Below are 15,205 nucleotides of genomic sequence, written 5' to 3' on the forward strand. Positions count from 1 at the left end.
TCCTTTCTCTTTTATTGCTGTTTAATGCGTCTTAAACCGGCAACTTAGAGGTCCAAATATGAATCTAAACTGTCGATGGGCAACCGAAAGTGATTTTGAAGCCACTAAGTGCTTCCTATTTGACACTTTCGGGCCAAAATCAGTGCAGAGTACGCCTGGACGGTTTAATTGGCTCTTTGCCAACCGACCCGGCGGACCACATATCTGCCTTGCAACCGACAACGATCGAATCATTGGCTTTCGTGGCTATATGCCATGGCCAATCCGTCTTGGAAAGCTATGCCTTACAGCAGGTTACGCCATCGATACGATGATCGCCTCGCAATACCGTCGCCAAGGTATTGGAAGCGAGTTTCTACGAATGTGGGTTGACCGTTATCAGATCGGCCTGTCATACGGACAATCCTTTAGCATGGTCAACCTATATCGGAAGACCGGATTCAAAAAGGTTGCAGATTTAAAACGTAATTTCTATATTCATCGCATTAAGTTTTCTTCAAATTTACGCATATTTGCTCGGGATCTGACTGGCCTGGCTTTACGCCACACGAAACGATGCGCTCCTGGATCCCGAAGGGAATTGAGTAAAAGCGAAGCAAAGATTTTGTGTCAATCAATCGGACCTCGCAATGCACCACATGAGGCCGCCGTTTACTATGACCGCGAACTATTTTTCTGGCGTTTCTGTGGGCCCGTCTACAATGATTATCGTTTTTTTGAAATTCTAGACCCTGGGTCAAAGGAAAGTAGTCAAAATTTTGGCCTACTTGTAAGCCGCTTCGAACCCGGTGAAGAGCATTTTTGTGATCTAATTTGCCGCCCAGAGGCGCGAAAGAATCTGATAATCAGTGCTTTAACTACTTCTAACGCGCCAAGAGTAGTGGCTAATTGTTCAGGACTAAGCCTGGAAAAGTTTTTTGCAGAGGCAGGCGCATTGACCCGCCCCCATAGCGCCGCAGTCGTAGTTGTGACCAAAAATCCGGAGATTCAAGCTCTTATTGACAACCTAGATTGGTTCCATTTCTCAGGCGAAGGCGATGCCGATATGATTCGCTACCCAGTAGCCCAATAGTTGACCACATGGCCACATAAAAATTGAAATAAAAGGTTTTACCTAAAGTCGCCGGTATATCTGCGGGGTGCCAAAGTGTCATACGTAAGAGTTTCTACCGTGCAGCCGAACTTAGCCACGAGCGAAATTAGACCCTGCCATTGCGAATTGTACTCGTGGTGTAGGCCGATACAACGAGAATGGCGCGTTCCCTTACCTATGAAAACGCATGGTTTATTGCTTATGCTCCCATACTTTTGTATGGTGACGTTCATAAATCCTGAGGCCCTTCAGAAATTCATATCTTCTGGATATTATAACCCTTTTTTATCATATCCCATGCATTCATTCGATAGTACATCATATGTCGATTTCATCATGGGACATGGCAGTCGCTGTTTACTTCACTATTCTTTTCTCCTCTTGTCTCGAAGGCAACATTGCACATGACAGATAGCTACCACATATGGCGCTTGACGTAGCTTCGTTGGGGCGTTATTGCGTTGCGGAGACTATGGCCTTAGGCATCATGGCAGGTATGCCATGACACTACCTTGACTAGTACTATTTCTTCGGTAAAGATCGGTGATTCAGTCGATGAGACCCTCGCAATTTCATAACCTCAAGCTGGTCACAATGCATTTATTGGCGCAGCACCATTCTCATGAACTTTCTTCTCTCTTTTCCGTTTTCGTAGGGTCCTCAACAATTGTTTTCAAGCCAATTCGCCGGCGACCGATACTTGTAATAGAATACCTTCCGTCGGCGTGTCCAGAAGGGGCAATCCTCTAATGTCCACTGCTCGGTCAACAATGAAGCACGCTGCAATTTTCTCAATCGCAGCCGTGGCGAACCGTATTGTCAGTTTCATTATGTTGCCTTTCTATGCTCATATATTACGTGGACATGGCTACGCTGTAATCGGCATGCTAGACGTCGGACTGGGGTTTTTACAGAGCTTATTGACTTATGGACTGCAGGAAGCACTTATTCGGCTCTACCACGACGAGAAAGATCCTGAGCGAAAACCATTTGTTGTAAGCACAGGCGTAATCTTGGTTGGTAGTGTAGCTGTTCTTATTAACATACCACTAATTATCTTCTCTAAGCCAATCTCTGCATTTTTGATCGACGACTCAGGTCTTTATCGATTAACAATCATGGCCCTTCTTAGCTTTAATTTCAATTTAATAGGCGAGGCCGCTGTTAGCTGGCTACTGATCAAGCGTCGTTCAACTTTGGTAGCTAGCCTGAGCCTTATTCGCTTAACTACAGGATTATCGTTAAATATATACTTGGTCTTGATCAAGGAAATGGGCCTCAATGGATTTTTCATTTCTGCGTTAATTACCAGTTTTTCCAGTTGTCTAATCTATTTGACATACTCATTTACCGGGTGCGGATTCAAATTCGACCGTGAGATTGCAGGACGAATTCGTGCCTATATGCTCCCCTTGGTCCCAGGCTCACTCGCCTCTTGGCTAGGGCGGCAAATGGAGCGCATTCTTGCAAAGGGAATGATCAACTTAGAGTCGGTGGGAATATTAGAAATGGGCTACAAATTCCCCGTTCTTCTTTCCATTTTCATCGTTAAACCATTCTTCCGTTCATGGGAAACTCAGCGTTTTGAAATCGCCGACGAACCCGGTGCGCCCATCGTCATATCACGCATGTTCACTTACTTTGTTTTCATAATGGTATGGTCCGGCTTGATGCTTGCCGTCGTCATCAAACCTCTTTTAGAGCTATTGACTCCATCCGAATTTCACATCGCTTACCGAATAGTCAGAGTAGGTACCATAACTGCCATCATGAATGGGATATTCATGCATTTAATGTTTGGGCTAGCATATGCCAAGGCCACCCCAATGTTATCAAAGCTACGCATCATTATTGCTGCATTCAAAATTGCTTTGTCTTATTTATTTATATACATTTGGGGTATCTACGGCGCATCCTTTTCAGCAGCCATTACAAGTTTTTTTGGAGTCATTGCTGTTTTTCACTTTGCGCAAAAGAAATACTACTTACCACTTGAGTGGAAAACCCTTTTTGTGATTGTGGCCGTCGGTATAGCAATGTTCATCTGGCTAGTGAACTGGGATTTTGAATCTACGTCAGCCTTCAGGTTTCTATCAGAAGTGTCACTTCCAACTTTTACTGATGCAATAAGTAAGAATTTTATAGGATCATGGAAGGGAGGGAAAGTGGTACGCATCTTTGAGACTGGCAACCATCAAATGGCAGAAATAATTTTAAAGGGAGCCCTGGCTGCCAGCTATTTATTGCTTCTGCCAATTATCCACCCAACCTCGCGCAAACAATTACTCGCCCAGGCCCATCGACGCCCACACCGTCCTAGCGTTGAGTAATTTGAATCCAGTTTGTTTCCGCACACTATTGATCTCTCGCCCTCAACAACTTGGCTAACCGCCAGATCAGTTTTTAGTTTTGCCCCCCCCCAGTTCACTAGACACTTCCTAGGCTATACTAAAGCCGAAGGAGGAGTCGTTGAGCAGCCCAAGTACACGCAGGAATTCAAGGAAGAGACTGTCCCCCAAGTTACCGAGCGTAAGTACCCCACCAAGAATGTCGCCGAGCGTCTCGGCATCGCCCTCAATACGCTCTAAATCTGGATCAGGAAGGCCCGGCTGGCGCAAGCGGAGGCCCACGAGCTTGCGGCCCAGAACTAAGAGATCCAGCGCCTGAAGGCCGAGTTGAAGCGCACCCAGGAAGAGCGAGACATCTAAAAAAACCGCCGCCTACTTTGCAATAGACACCAAGTATAGTACGATTTCATCCGCGATCACCGGCACGAGCATCGGATCGATTTGCCGTGCCGGGTTCTTCGGGTCCATCGTAGCGGCGACTACGCTTGGCCCAAGAAGTCGGTGTCCGTACGTGGGCTCGAGGACGAGCGACTCCTGGTCAAGATCAAGCGATTCAACTAGGAGAGTGGTGGCACCTACGGTAGTCCGCGGATCTTCAAGGACCTGCGTGACGACGGCGAGACGTGCGGTCGCCACCGCGTCGCCTCTGTCATGAATCAGGCCAAGATCAAGGCGATCCGCAGTTAAAAGAGGCCGCGCTACGTGGCCGGCAATCCGTCGCTTTTTGAGCCCAACGTCCTTGACCAGGAGTCCGACGTCGCCGCACCGAACGTGGCGTGGGTCACCGACATCACCTAAATCCGGACCTGGGCGGGTTTTGTTTACCTCGACGTCGTGATGGACCTGTACTCGCGGATGATCGTCGGCTGGTCGACGAAGACGAGCCTGCACCGGGAGATCGTGATCGATGCCTTGCTGATGGTGGCCTGGCGGCGCAAGCCGAAGAACCGGGTCCTTGTCCACTCGGAACAGGGCCCACAGTACGGTAGCTTCGAGTGCCGGAAGTTTCTGAAGAAGCTAGGGTCACCCACAAGAACAAAGCTGTAAATTCTACACTAGTGCACGGACAGCAACCGATCAAGATAAGATTCAAAGATGGGGCCATTGCATATTTGATGAGTATTAAGCTCCATCTCTCCTATGTTACCTTCGACTAGACACGGTCGCCCATCTTCATCGACGGCGATGTCCCAAGAAACTAGATCGGCAATCAAGCACCGGTTATGACATCTTTTTGCCAGTTCGACAACACGATCCCAACTCGGTATCGCCCTGTTCTTGAATTGAATTCCAGAAGTTGGATGCTTCGCGTACTTTCCAAATCGTATATCATATGCTGTGCTACGCAAAATGCCATTGTCGACACCACATCCAACCGCCCCTCTAGTTAAGTTATCAATTCGCGACCCCGAAACACCAAGGCGCAGAATAGCTGAAACGGTTTCGATTTTACCCTCAACACGGATAGTCATTAGACGAACAGTATTAAGTGAGCTCGAATTAAAACAGGCCATATCTGAATGTTGGGCGAGAACGCGCTGGATCACGACCGAATGTTGTGAACCATTCAATGCATCAAGTATTACTCCCGGCGGGCCAATGACAACGCCACGCCCCCCTCCTGATTCTCTACTTGGCTTTACCACCGCTTCCTCTTGTTTGGTGAGCCATTCCTTGACACAACTTAAATCGACAATCTGTCCATCGCAGTTGAAATACCTGCCGTTATAGCGAAAGTATACATTCCCAATATAGTCATCCTTTGGCATTATAAAGCCTAGGCTTATCTTGTCGCTGTAGAGAACGGATTCGACAAGATTGTTCAATTTTGGGATAGAATAGGTGTAAAAGAGATCTTCAGGTAGGTATGCAGGCGAATGAACTCCATTCAGCGTAGCGTAAGCGACATGCCAGTTTGTGTTGTCATATTTTTGGAAGTACTTCCGTACTGCCATCTTATCAGCGTCAACCTGGGCAAGAGGACCTTCCAGATTAGCAAGTAGGCCAGAGATCTTACGTGCGTAACCTCTCCTCTTCTTGATCATGTAGATGCGATCACGAAAAGAGATCATTCTAGATACGATCATCAGAACCCCTTCATTTCATTAATTAGCTGCTTGCAGAAAACATCAACCTAGTCAACTAGTCGCCCATTTAGTGCCGTCATTCAATCTTACAGATTGCAAACCGATACTTACCGTTGGCCTCTTGAGGAATACTATTGCAATATTCAACCTCCACCAACATACCACCACCGCCCATGTACCCTTTCAATGCCGCTATTAGATTGTGCTCCACCTCTTTATCGTACTCTTGCCCTCGCACAACATTTACCACCAAACGTTCTGGCTCAATCTGGACTAGCTGCATCTGACGGATGCCCGCGAAGCGCGTCAACGTGTTCTCTATTAAAGATATGCCAGCAACTCTTGAACCGTCCAGGGCATACAGGAAGTCGGCAGTTCGACCGACCAGGCCTGTGAATATCGGCAATCCCCGACCACAGGAACATGGCACCCCATCGCCCGATATTCCTTGATCCCCCACTTCATATCTAAGCAGCGGCATCCCAGAGTTCACAAATTCGGTAACAACAATTCGTCCAGTTTCACCAGGGCCACACGGCTTACCATCGTCGCGTAGAAACTCTACAATATTGTGTTCGCAGTTGAGGTGCATACCTTGGTGGTGTTCGCATTCACAACCGATAAGGCTCACTTCCTCGCAGCCATAACGATCAGTCACCTTACTCTGGAATACTTCTTCAATTACGCGGCGCTCATGTGGCAGCAGCATCATACTTGTGGCGATGATCCCTGACGGCCGCAGGTCTCTCACCTTCATGTCAATCAGGTGCTCAGCAAGCAGGAAGATGCTATGCGCATGGCCATAAAGCAGGCCTGGCTTGCAGCGGCGCCACTCTTTCACGAATTCAAGCACGGTAGGCATATTTAACTTCATTGTATCGAGAAAAAAGAAGCGATCCTTGACCGCCCGTCGTAGTCTGGATTTCCAGGTTCGCGGTACCGGTGGGTTTCCCCATACCGCCGCGACTGGCTGCCCAAGTCGCCATCCAGACCAATGATCGCCACGAAGGGCAGCAGCGCTTCGTCGCTGGACACCAGTCTTATCGCAGTAGACTTCAAGCGCGAACCCGGTAGAACCTCCAGTACATGCGCGGATTAGGCCACATTTTTGATGTTGTGTGGATAACATATCTGGAAGATTCCCACGAATATCTGACTTTGTCAGAACAGGAAGTCCCGCCAAATCATCGATTCCATGCACCTTATTAGGGTCGACCCCTGCCTCGGCGAAGCGTTTCTTGTAGAATGGAACGGTGCCTGCAGCATGCAACACCAAGGCCCGTAAACGCGTTGCCTGGAGTTCAGCCAAGTGCTCGTATGACCACCACTGGGACTCTTTGAGACGGCGAAACTCGCGAAGCCGCATACTACCTTCATACAGGTCCCATGCTGGTTCAATGATTCGCGCAACTATCGATGAGGGGATAGGGAGCATGGGACCCTCCAAATGTAAAACTCAGCTTTCCTTGGCGGCATGATCAAGCGGAATGAACACTGCGCTACCGGAATTCCCTATTACCCTGGCTGGCACCCCCGCCACAACAGCGTTCTTCTGAGTTGGCTTGGTCACCACCGCATTGGCCCCCACAACTGTTCCCTCGCGGAGGGTAATGGGTCCGATTACTTTGGCTCCAGGTGCAATATAGACTCGATCCTCCAAAGTTGGCACTCCGTATTCACCGTTGTAATGAGACCAACCGATAGTAACGCCCTGACTAATATTGCAATTACTGCCTATAATAGCTCCTGCTCCAACAACAATACCACCAAAGTGCCCGACGTAGAAGCCCGGACCGATACATGCTTTGGTTGACAGATAGATGCCGGTTGTATTTTGGATATACTTCCACCATAAATGGAAGAGAAATTTAAGCAATAAACGCCAGCCTAAGGGCGAAGTAGCCTGTACCCTGCGCCCGAAGCGATAGCAGGTTATTGCTTGCAATCCAGGGTTGTGCCAATATAACTTAAATAGGTTGCTAGTGTCTCCATAGCAGCGCAAGCGGTGGATATCAGACTTAATCAAATCAAACACAGTCCAACTTCCTCCGATTACTGGACCTAGACAGGGCGTACATCATGCCTATACTATTGTACAGTGAGATCTACACTACTTTAGCAAGAATTGTGGTCATTTGAAGTACCTGCTGAAAAAAGTACTGCTCAAGACTCCGCTTTTTCAGGCCACATGCCGGTTTATGACACGTAAGCATATCCGTGCGCTAATGTATCACCGTTTCTCGCCCCAGGCCACAGAGGACCCTCGCTTCGTAGGCGCGGATACCCTTACCCAGCAAATGGATATTATCGCCCGCTATCATTCGCCCATTACACCAGATGATCATCATGCCTTCCATGTGTTCGGCCATCCTATTTCTAAGCCTTGTCCGGTTGTAATCACGATCGACGACGGATATAGGGACATGGCGGAAGTGGCCTTCCCGATCTTTCACAAGAAAAAACTCCCAGCAATGCTATTCATGACGACAGGGTTGGCCGATGGTCCGTTCTGGTTTTGGTGGGATAAAATCGAGTACATTCTGAAAGAAAGCGAACCGTCCGAGTACGACATAGAAATCCTAGGGCGAGTTTTGCACCTGGACCTACGATCAGATACTGGTCGTCACATCGCATGGTCCAAGATTGCCGATCGGTGCCGTTTCGCCTCTGATGATGAAAAGCAAACTTGCATTGCCAGGATTTCCTTGTACTTCGGAGTTACCCTTCCAAATGAAGCTCCACCAAACTATTGCGGCATCTCATGGAAGGAGTTGCAATATATGGTTAAAGAAGGCCTTCTGGTAGGCGCCCACACAGTGAATCATCCGATACTGTCGCGACTTCCTCAAAAAGAAGCCGAGCATGAGATTAAGCAGTCCCGCAGGAGCCTTGAGAATCAACTTGATATGCCTATATCTTGGTTCTGCTACCCTCAAGGCGGACCTGCCGATTATACGGATCAACTATGTCATTTCTTGGCCAAAGAAGGCTTCACTGGCGCATATCTCGCCTATCAGATCTCGCAATGCGAGGGCGATGCATTTCGAATGCCGCGTTACTGCGTGACAAGCGACATGATGGAATTTAAGTGGATCCTCTGTGGAGCAGAATATCTAGTGCGTCGGCTAAAGTCACTGTTTGGGATGCAACGCGATGTCCCTGAGCAATACTGGCAGTCCTGACGTCTATCGGGAGAATCATATCTAAGGAACGGTTTCCTGTGCCGCTGAGACTATGGCTAGCGGCGGTATTGTCTTGGAGTACAGGACCTCAGCAGCCCCTCAAGCCTCACTCACATTGTCCACCTGCCAAGAAAGCTTAGGGTTTATTGCAGAGCGGAAAAAATGCTTTCAGGACCCGGCTTTTCGCCGAGAATGCAGATTAGAGGTTGTATCGTGCAACTGCATTGTTCTAGAATCTCAGGACATCACAATAATTCAAATTACCCAGAAGGTGGCTTAAAATGGTCGATATTACTAATTCGCGCAGCAGTGTAATTTTCTGGAGTGCCATTGCAATAGCCGTCAGCGCTTTCGTTGTATCTCTCTTTTTTATCCATCGGGACACATATATCTGGCTGGGCAGCGAGGACCATCTTGGTGAAAACATGACTTCGGTTTTCTATTTTGCCGCAGGCATTTTGTTGATTATTCGCAGCATTAAGCAGCTTAGGGCCAAAAAGACTTTCATCACTATAGAAACTCTACCCATCTTACTAGCTCTGTTTTTCATATTCATAGGAGGGGAGGAGATTAGTTGGGGGCAACGGCTGCTGGGCATCGGGACGCCAGAATCCCTTCTCCACGCCAACGTCCAGGGCGAAATCAACTTTCATAACCTAAAATTCTTCGACCGAAACAACTCTCTATTAAACCAACACACTGCACTAAACTTCTTTGCTCTTGTAATGGGCATTTTGCTGCCGTTAGCATACTCAAAGCTCCTCTGGGCCCGCTCTCTGATTGTCAAACTTAATTTTCCTGTATTGCCCTTGGCCTGCATGACATGGTTCTTTCTCGGGCTACTCCACGGACAGACGCTTTCAAAACTGTACCCTCACTGGTCACACCCCGAAGTCAAAGAGCTGATATTTTCTATTGGCTTCTTCCTTTTTGGAGTATCTTGGTACCGTCACGGTCGGTGCGATTGAAATACCGGGCAATTCTCAGAGAAATAAGGGACTATTTTGAAAAGCACTCCCCTCGTCTCAGTCGTCATTGCTTCCTTCGACATGGGGCACTATCTTCCTGAGGCCATTGATTCGGTCCTCAAACAAGACTATCCAGAATTGGAAATCATCGTCGTAGATGACGGATCAACAGACAACACTCAAGAAACACTCAAACGTTACAAGAATGACCCAAGAGTCCTAACTATTCACCAGGAAAACATGGGTCAAACCGTGGCTAAGAATCGAGGGCTTTACCATGCCAAGGGTGAATTGGTTGCTTTTTGTGATGCCGACAATCGTTGGCTTCCGGGCAAGTTGTCCACTCAAGTTCCTCTTCTGCTGGACAATCCCAAAATCGGTGTCGTCTATGGCGAACTCGCCCTTATCGACCATAATGGGCATCCACTGCCTTCACCACGCGTGAAGCGTTATAGCGGCCAAATTACGGCCCGACTCCTAAGAGACAATTTTGTCACTTTCAACACTACTCTACTCTCACTAGATCTGATTAATAAGATGAACGGATTCGACGAAACCTTAAGAATGGCCATAGATTATGATCTATGGCTAAGAATATCCCTAGATCATGAGTTTCTCTATATTCCAAAGCCTCTAGTAGAATACCGTATCTGGGGAGGCCAAATGTCCCACCGAACTGGGGAGCGAATGGACAATTTCTTCCGGTTACTTGAGAAGTTCCTAAATGAAAACCCTGGCTGCATTAGCAGTGCTGAAGCTCGCCATGCATGGGCATATTCACTGACAACAAAAGCAAACTGGCTATCAAGTGAAGGACACAAGAAGGAAGCCTGGGATAATTACCTCCTAGCCCTGAAACAGCGCCCTTATGATATCCGTTTATGGAAAAGTATTGCAAAGACTATCCTGGATCGATTCCATCAACCATAATTTAACCTTCAAGAGCTCAAGTTTAAGTCTCTGATGAGATTATTATAAGCGATGCAGCCACGGAGAAAACTAAATGAGTGCCATATACTTAGCTTTCAATTACGACGGCCTGACTCCTGAACAACAGCAGGAATTTAGGAATGCAATGGATGAGCGGAGAACTGATTACCCAGGAAAGGTACTCGAGGAGCACCTTTCACCGCGTTTCCATGCACTTTCTTCCCACCACGGCTACCTAGCTTCCGGTGGCATTGCATCAGTTAAGGAAAGTGTTGCCGTTGTATCTGGATCCTGCTGGGCCGATCATAGTTCCGAACGATTAAGTACCCCAATGGATCTCTTGGACCTTTGGAATAGTCGACACAATTCAACCCTACCCAAAATGAACGGCTTATTCGCTTTTGGATTTTTTTCTGCCGAAGATAGAGAACTTGTAGTTGAATCAGACCAATTTGGGGCCATGCCATTATATTACCGCGAACATCCCAATGGAGTCCTGGTCGCCTCTGAAATTAAGTCTTTGCTTAGGCCTGGCCATGATCGACTGAATCTTGACGCCATCGCAGAATTTATGGCACTAGGCTACATCTCTCGGCCTCATACATTCATTCGAGGGATACAGCGTCTTCCCGCAAATAGCCGACTTATTTGCAATCAAAGCGGATTGATGGTTGTCCCCTTTCCCTGTAACACCTATTCACGGAATCGACGCCTTGACAGTGATTGTCTGGCCGAGTACGACGACTTGGTTTCACGTTTTTTAAGACGATTTCACGGTTCAGCTGACCGCTTCTCTGCCTCTCTCAGCGGAGGCCTAGACTCTCGCTTGGTGGCATACGCAGCCAAGAGAGCTGATATGCCATTCTCGGCATTTACTACTGGTGAATGCAATAACATAGATACTGTAATCGCAAAAAAAGTCGCTGAATCACTTGATGTCCCCATTACATTTCACAAAATCGACCCTCAAGAGCTGCCTACCCAGTTTAGCCGAATGGCCTGGATTACTGAAGGCAGAGTGCACCCAGGGCACATGCATTATATTTCGGCCAATTTCCACCGGAAGGTACCGACAGGGCCTATGCTTCATGGATTGGGCCTTGAGGCGGTACTTGGCGGACACTACGACAATCCTGGCTTGGTTGGCGCAGGAACTGATACAATCCGCCAAGCCTGCCTGAATGCTACGAGCAGTCTTAATTTTTGGCCCAATTATACAATACACAAAATGTTCTCTCCTACTGTTACCACAGCATTCAAAGGAATCACCAAAGAAGTATCGGAGGACCTGTTCGAAAAAATAGGCTTCACGGGGATTTATAGTGATTTCATAGAGTATCGGCAGCAATTCCGAGGAGTGCGCTGGGCCCGACCTTGTATCCTGGGGCAAGTAATCCCCTGGACCGATGTAGTTGATCCGTTTTTCGATAGCAAAGCCTACCATCTCGGCACTACTCTGGCACTGGATGACATCGCCGAACGGGCTGGTCAGATCCGATGGGGAATGGAGTATTTTCCCGGATTCGCCAAAATTCCTCGTGTTAAATCTGGGGCCCTGATTCCAGTTTCTGTAAATACGCCCAGTGCATACGAAAGGGCGATGAAAAGAATCTCGCGGATAGCCAGGACTAAGTACTACATTGGTCGAATAAGCATGGGGCACATCAATTTATCCATGAAGCACTCCTTTCCTCAATATTGGCAATGGTATCCACGGCACAAGTCGATCCGTCGGTACGTAAACGATATATTGCTTTCAGAACAGGCGCTGGATCGTGGCATCCTGCGCCGTGAAGGGGTTAAGAAACTCCTCCACGATTGCCGAATCGGCCGTAAAGTGTGGAATGCTGTTGGGACTCTATTATTATTGGAAGTGTTATTGCGACAACTACTTGACGGTACTTTCATCCCAGAAGACCAATAATTCAGGCAACGTTTCTGATGGCGCCTTTTCGCGGCCCCCCTTAGAATTGCGACACTATGCATGTGGGCTTACATTGCCCTAGCTATAACTTGCCTAGCCAGCCCTTCAACGGTCTAATTCTTGCATGGATTTTACCGATGGTAATTCTTCGGAATTACTTTTAAATTCCCTAAGCGAACCGCTCTCGGAGGCGTTTTAATGCACTTGCGACTTTTAATGGTCTTAACTATGTGTCTGCTGATCGTGGATTTTGCGAAATCTCAGGTACAAATCAGCAACGTATATGGTGATTTCCAAGATGGCGCATTAATCACCATCCAGGGTTCAGGGTTTGGCATCAAGCCCGAAGCACTTCCGCTGAAGTGGGATCGTTTTGAGGCTGGAAGTGATGGAATAAAGCTTAATGAGATCCAACCCGAGTGGACCGTCTACGCCTCCTATGGAGGTGTTCACTATACTTCAGAAAGAGCCTACAGCGGCAATTATTCAGTTTGGTCGCCAGAACAAGACAGAGAAGGTATCGATGGAGGGTTCTCCACTAACTATTTAACTATTGAGCCCACCTTAGAGGTCTATCTGTCGTATTGGTTCTATATTTCAAATTCAGGCCCATCTTGCACTGGACAGGTCAAGATGACAAGGATTAACAGTTCCGTCAATGCTGGTGGAGCCAGCAACGGAGTATACAATGGACCAGGGGACTCGCGTATTGGCAATCCAAATGTCAACAATCCATTCTACATGAGGTTCAACGATGGCGAAGAGAACAATCGAACAGTACCAGGGCCCGGAGCTGACTACACGAACCTTGGGTATATTACACCTCCAAAGAATGAATGGTTTCATGTTGAAGTCTATAAGCGAAATAGTAGTGGCGTCGGGGTAGCAGATGGTGAAGTTTCCTGGAGGATTGGCAATACTGAACACCGCGGCACTGGTCTTATTACCAGAGTTAGTAATGATTTCTACCAGGATACAATTTTGCTTGGACTTATGATCGCTAACGCTGCAGAGGGCGAACCATGGGAAGTATACTTGGATGATATATACGTGGACAATACTTCTGCAAGGGTTGTGCTTGCGAACGCCTCCATATGGGAAGATGTTGATCATTTTGAAATGCAGATTCCACAAACTTGGCAGTCCAATACTATTGAAGTCACGGTAAACCTTGGTGGCTTTGATCAAATGGATAACATTTGGCTTTACGTATTCGATGCTGAAGGAAATGTCAACGCCAATGGTCATTTAATCCAGGTCAGTATTGACGACCCAGAGGGCCCCGGTCAACCCACGCCACCACACATGGAAGCAAGCGAATAGTCATAAGGATGGTTGATAACGTATGCTTTTTCGTCACAATTACCCCACTCGACTGTCCATTCGGATTAAAATACTTGTGTCGATATGCCTAGTTATTTTACTATCTCCGCTCTTGTGGATGGGGGCTAAAATAACTAAAACCAAGCACTCTTCTCTTTGGGTATACACTTATCTACAAGAGATGCTTACAGGACGTTACGGGGCAAATGAAGAAGCCGAACACCTTATATTTCTATTTTGCGACCATTGGGAACCTGGAAGCGGACCTGAATCCCAAGTGCTAGCCACTCAATGGATCGAAAATTTTGAGAGATTGGCAACACCTCACAAAGACAGTCAAGGTAGAAAATTCCAGTACTCTTGGTTTTATCCAATCGATAACTTTGATACCGAGATTTTTAACCGCCTGGTTTTATCTTCTCAGCATGGTTTTGGAGAAATTGAAGTGCATTGGCACCACAGTCATCAAGACAGCAAAACCTTCAGCAAAGATCTTGTCAATGGCCTGTCAAAATTCACAAGAGGTGGGGCGCTTATTGACGAACTTGGCGCATCGCCACGCTTTTCCTTCATCCACGGTAACTGGACACTGGACAATTCTGGTGAACCGCGGCTCTGCGGAGTAAATGAAGAAATCAAAATACTACAAGAGCACGGATGTTATGCAGATTTTACGTTTCCTGCGCTTGGCACTTCTGCTCAACCGCGGACTTTCAACAAGATCTTCTACTGCTCAGACACACCTGGACCTAAATCTTACGACGAGACTGCAATTCCCTCCGTAGTTGGTGAAATTGGGTCAGGACTGATGATGATCCCTGGGCCCCTTGGTTTAGATTTTAAAGACCTTCGTATATTTATCGAATATGGTTGTTTAGATGACGCTCAGGGATCGGGTTTATCTGGCAAGCTGGCTAGACCTGAAAACGGGGCGAGTTACTTTAAAAAGCATCGTGTAGATTTATGGAATCGAATCGCGGTGGGGGTAGAGGGTAAGCCTTCTTGGGTTTTTGTCAAAATCCACGCCCATGGCTTCGCACACCGTCAGCTATTCTTCGACGGAGAATTAGACGCAATGCTATCCGCAGTAGAAGAATACTGTGCTGCGCACCAATTGAAGCTACACTATGTAACAGCTCGAGAGGCCTTCAACATCGTTAAGGCTGCCGAGGCCGATGCTGGTTCTGATCCTGCTGAATTTTACGACTTTTTGATCCCAGCACCACTGACAAGGTAATCAGCATTTCAAACGGTTCCATGATCTACCAACAATACTATTTGACATTCTAAGATATGTCTACTACAGCAAATAAGGGCTCTGGCTATCAGTGGTAAATCCCTATGCTAGAG

The 15,205-nt window shown here is 47.4% G+C and carries 13 protein-coding genes and 1 pseudogene; 11 read left to right on the plus strand and 3 right to left on the minus strand.

Going from position 1 to position 15,205, the window contains the following annotated elements; all coding sequences use genetic code 11:
- Positions 1-58: 58 nt before the first annotated feature.
- The 5 genes and pseudogenes from IFSED24_RS11295 (at position 59) to IFSED24_RS11315 (ending at position 4,488) form a co-directional block, all read left to right on the plus strand.
- A complete protein-coding gene (locus IFSED24_RS11295; protein WP_491331566.1) occupies positions 59-1,072 on the plus strand; it encodes a GNAT family N-acetyltransferase in 1,014 nt (337 codons plus the stop codon).
- 770 nt (positions 1,073-1,842) lie between these two features.
- Entirely contained in the window at positions 1,843-3,423 is a 1,581-nt protein-coding gene (locus IFSED24_RS11300; RefSeq protein ID WP_491331567.1) for a lipopolysaccharide biosynthesis protein, read from the plus strand.
- 12 nt (positions 3,424-3,435) lie between these two features.
- Positions 3,436-3,681 carry a transposase gene (locus tag IFSED24_RS11305; RefSeq protein ID WP_491331568.1) on the plus strand — a complete coding sequence of 82 codons (246 nt, stop codon included), beginning with the start codon at positions 3,436-3,438 and terminating at the stop codon, positions 3,679-3,681.
- Positions 3,682-4,014: 333 nt separating this feature from the next.
- Positions 4,015-4,128, plus strand: a pseudogene (locus tag IFSED24_RS11310) (IS3 family transposase); the annotation flags it as partial.
- Between the two features lie 111 nt (positions 4,129-4,239).
- Positions 4,240-4,488: a DDE-type integrase/transposase/recombinase gene (locus tag IFSED24_RS11315; protein WP_491335051.1), complete on the plus strand. Its 249-nt coding sequence runs from the start codon at positions 4,240-4,242 to the stop codon at positions 4,486-4,488.
- Between the two features lie 8 nt (positions 4,489-4,496).
- Here IFSED24_RS11315 and IFSED24_RS11320 read toward each other — a convergent pair whose 3' ends face one another.
- The 3 genes from IFSED24_RS11320 to IFSED24_RS11330 form a co-directional block, all read right to left on the minus strand.
- On the minus strand, positions 4,497-5,528 hold the full coding sequence (locus tag IFSED24_RS11320) for a sugar-transfer associated ATP-grasp domain-containing protein (RefSeq protein WP_491331569.1): 1,032 nt from the start codon (positions 5,526-5,528) through the stop codon (positions 4,497-4,499).
- A gap of 76 nt (positions 5,529-5,604) precedes the next feature.
- Positions 5,605-6,963: a phenylacetate--CoA ligase family protein gene (locus IFSED24_RS11325; RefSeq protein ID WP_491331570.1), complete on the minus strand. Its 1,359-nt coding sequence runs from the start codon at positions 6,961-6,963 to the stop codon at positions 5,605-5,607.
- A 21-nt stretch (positions 6,964-6,984) separates the two neighbouring features.
- Complete coding sequence (locus IFSED24_RS11330; protein WP_491331571.1) at positions 6,985-7,563, minus strand: serine O-acetyltransferase; 579 nt, start codon at positions 7,561-7,563, stop codon at positions 6,985-6,987.
- Between the two features lie 100 nt (positions 7,564-7,663).
- Here IFSED24_RS11330 and IFSED24_RS11335 point away from each other — a divergent pair, with 100 nt between their 5' ends.
- The 6 genes from IFSED24_RS11335 to IFSED24_RS11360 all read left to right on the plus strand — a co-directional run bounded on the left by IFSED24_RS11335 (position 7,664) and on the right by IFSED24_RS11360 (position 15,092).
- Positions 7,664-8,710, plus strand: coding sequence for a polysaccharide deacetylase family protein (locus IFSED24_RS11335; RefSeq protein WP_491331572.1), 1,047 nt, complete (start codon positions 7,664-7,666; stop codon positions 8,708-8,710).
- Between the two features lie 281 nt (positions 8,711-8,991).
- Positions 8,992-9,678, plus strand: a complete 687-nt coding sequence (locus tag IFSED24_RS11340) for a hypothetical protein (protein WP_491331573.1) — start codon at positions 8,992-8,994, stop codon at positions 9,676-9,678.
- A 36-nt stretch (positions 9,679-9,714) separates the two neighbouring features.
- Positions 9,715-10,608 carry a glycosyltransferase gene (locus IFSED24_RS11345; RefSeq protein ID WP_491331574.1) on the plus strand — a complete coding sequence of 298 codons (894 nt, stop codon included), beginning with the start codon at positions 9,715-9,717 and terminating at the stop codon, positions 10,606-10,608.
- Positions 10,609-10,681: 73 nt separating this feature from the next.
- Positions 10,682-12,532: an asparagine synthase-related protein gene (locus IFSED24_RS11350; protein WP_491331575.1), complete on the plus strand. Its 1,851-nt coding sequence runs from the start codon at positions 10,682-10,684 to the stop codon at positions 12,530-12,532.
- Between the two features lie 198 nt (positions 12,533-12,730).
- Complete coding sequence (locus tag IFSED24_RS11355; protein ID WP_491331576.1) at positions 12,731-13,855, plus strand: hypothetical protein; 1,125 nt, start codon at positions 12,731-12,733, stop codon at positions 13,853-13,855.
- Between the two features lie 22 nt (positions 13,856-13,877).
- A complete protein-coding gene (locus IFSED24_RS11360) occupies positions 13,878-15,092 on the plus strand; it encodes a hypothetical protein (RefSeq protein ID WP_491331577.1) in 1,215 nt (404 codons plus the stop codon).
- Positions 15,093-15,205 lie beyond the last annotated feature (113 nt).

Source organism: Candidatus Latescibacter sp. IFSED24, assembly GCF_058273205.1.

Coding starts and splice junctions, on each gene's coding strand:
- IFSED24_RS11355 (WP_491331576.1), top strand. CDS start 12,731: ATGCACTTGCGACTTTTAATGGTCTTAACTATGTGTCTGCTGATCGTG.
- IFSED24_RS11320 (WP_491331569.1), bottom strand. CDS start 5,528: ATGATCGTATCTAGAATGATCTCTTTTCGTGATCGCATCTACATGATC.
- IFSED24_RS11350 (WP_491331575.1), top strand. CDS start 10,682: ATGAGTGCCATATACTTAGCTTTCAATTACGACGGCCTGACTCCTGAA.
- IFSED24_RS11340 (WP_491331573.1), top strand. CDS start 8,992: ATGGTCGATATTACTAATTCGCGCAGCAGTGTAATTTTCTGGAGTGCC.
- IFSED24_RS11300 (WP_491331567.1), top strand. CDS start 1,843: ATGTCCACTGCTCGGTCAACAATGAAGCACGCTGCAATTTTCTCAATC.
- IFSED24_RS11325 (WP_491331570.1), bottom strand. CDS start 6,963: ATGCTCCCTATCCCCTCATCGATAGTTGCGCGAATCATTGAACCAGCA.
- IFSED24_RS11295 (WP_491331566.1), top strand. CDS start 59: ATGAATCTAAACTGTCGATGGGCAACCGAAAGTGATTTTGAAGCCACT.
- IFSED24_RS11360 (WP_491331577.1), top strand. CDS start 13,878: ATGCTTTTTCGTCACAATTACCCCACTCGACTGTCCATTCGGATTAAA.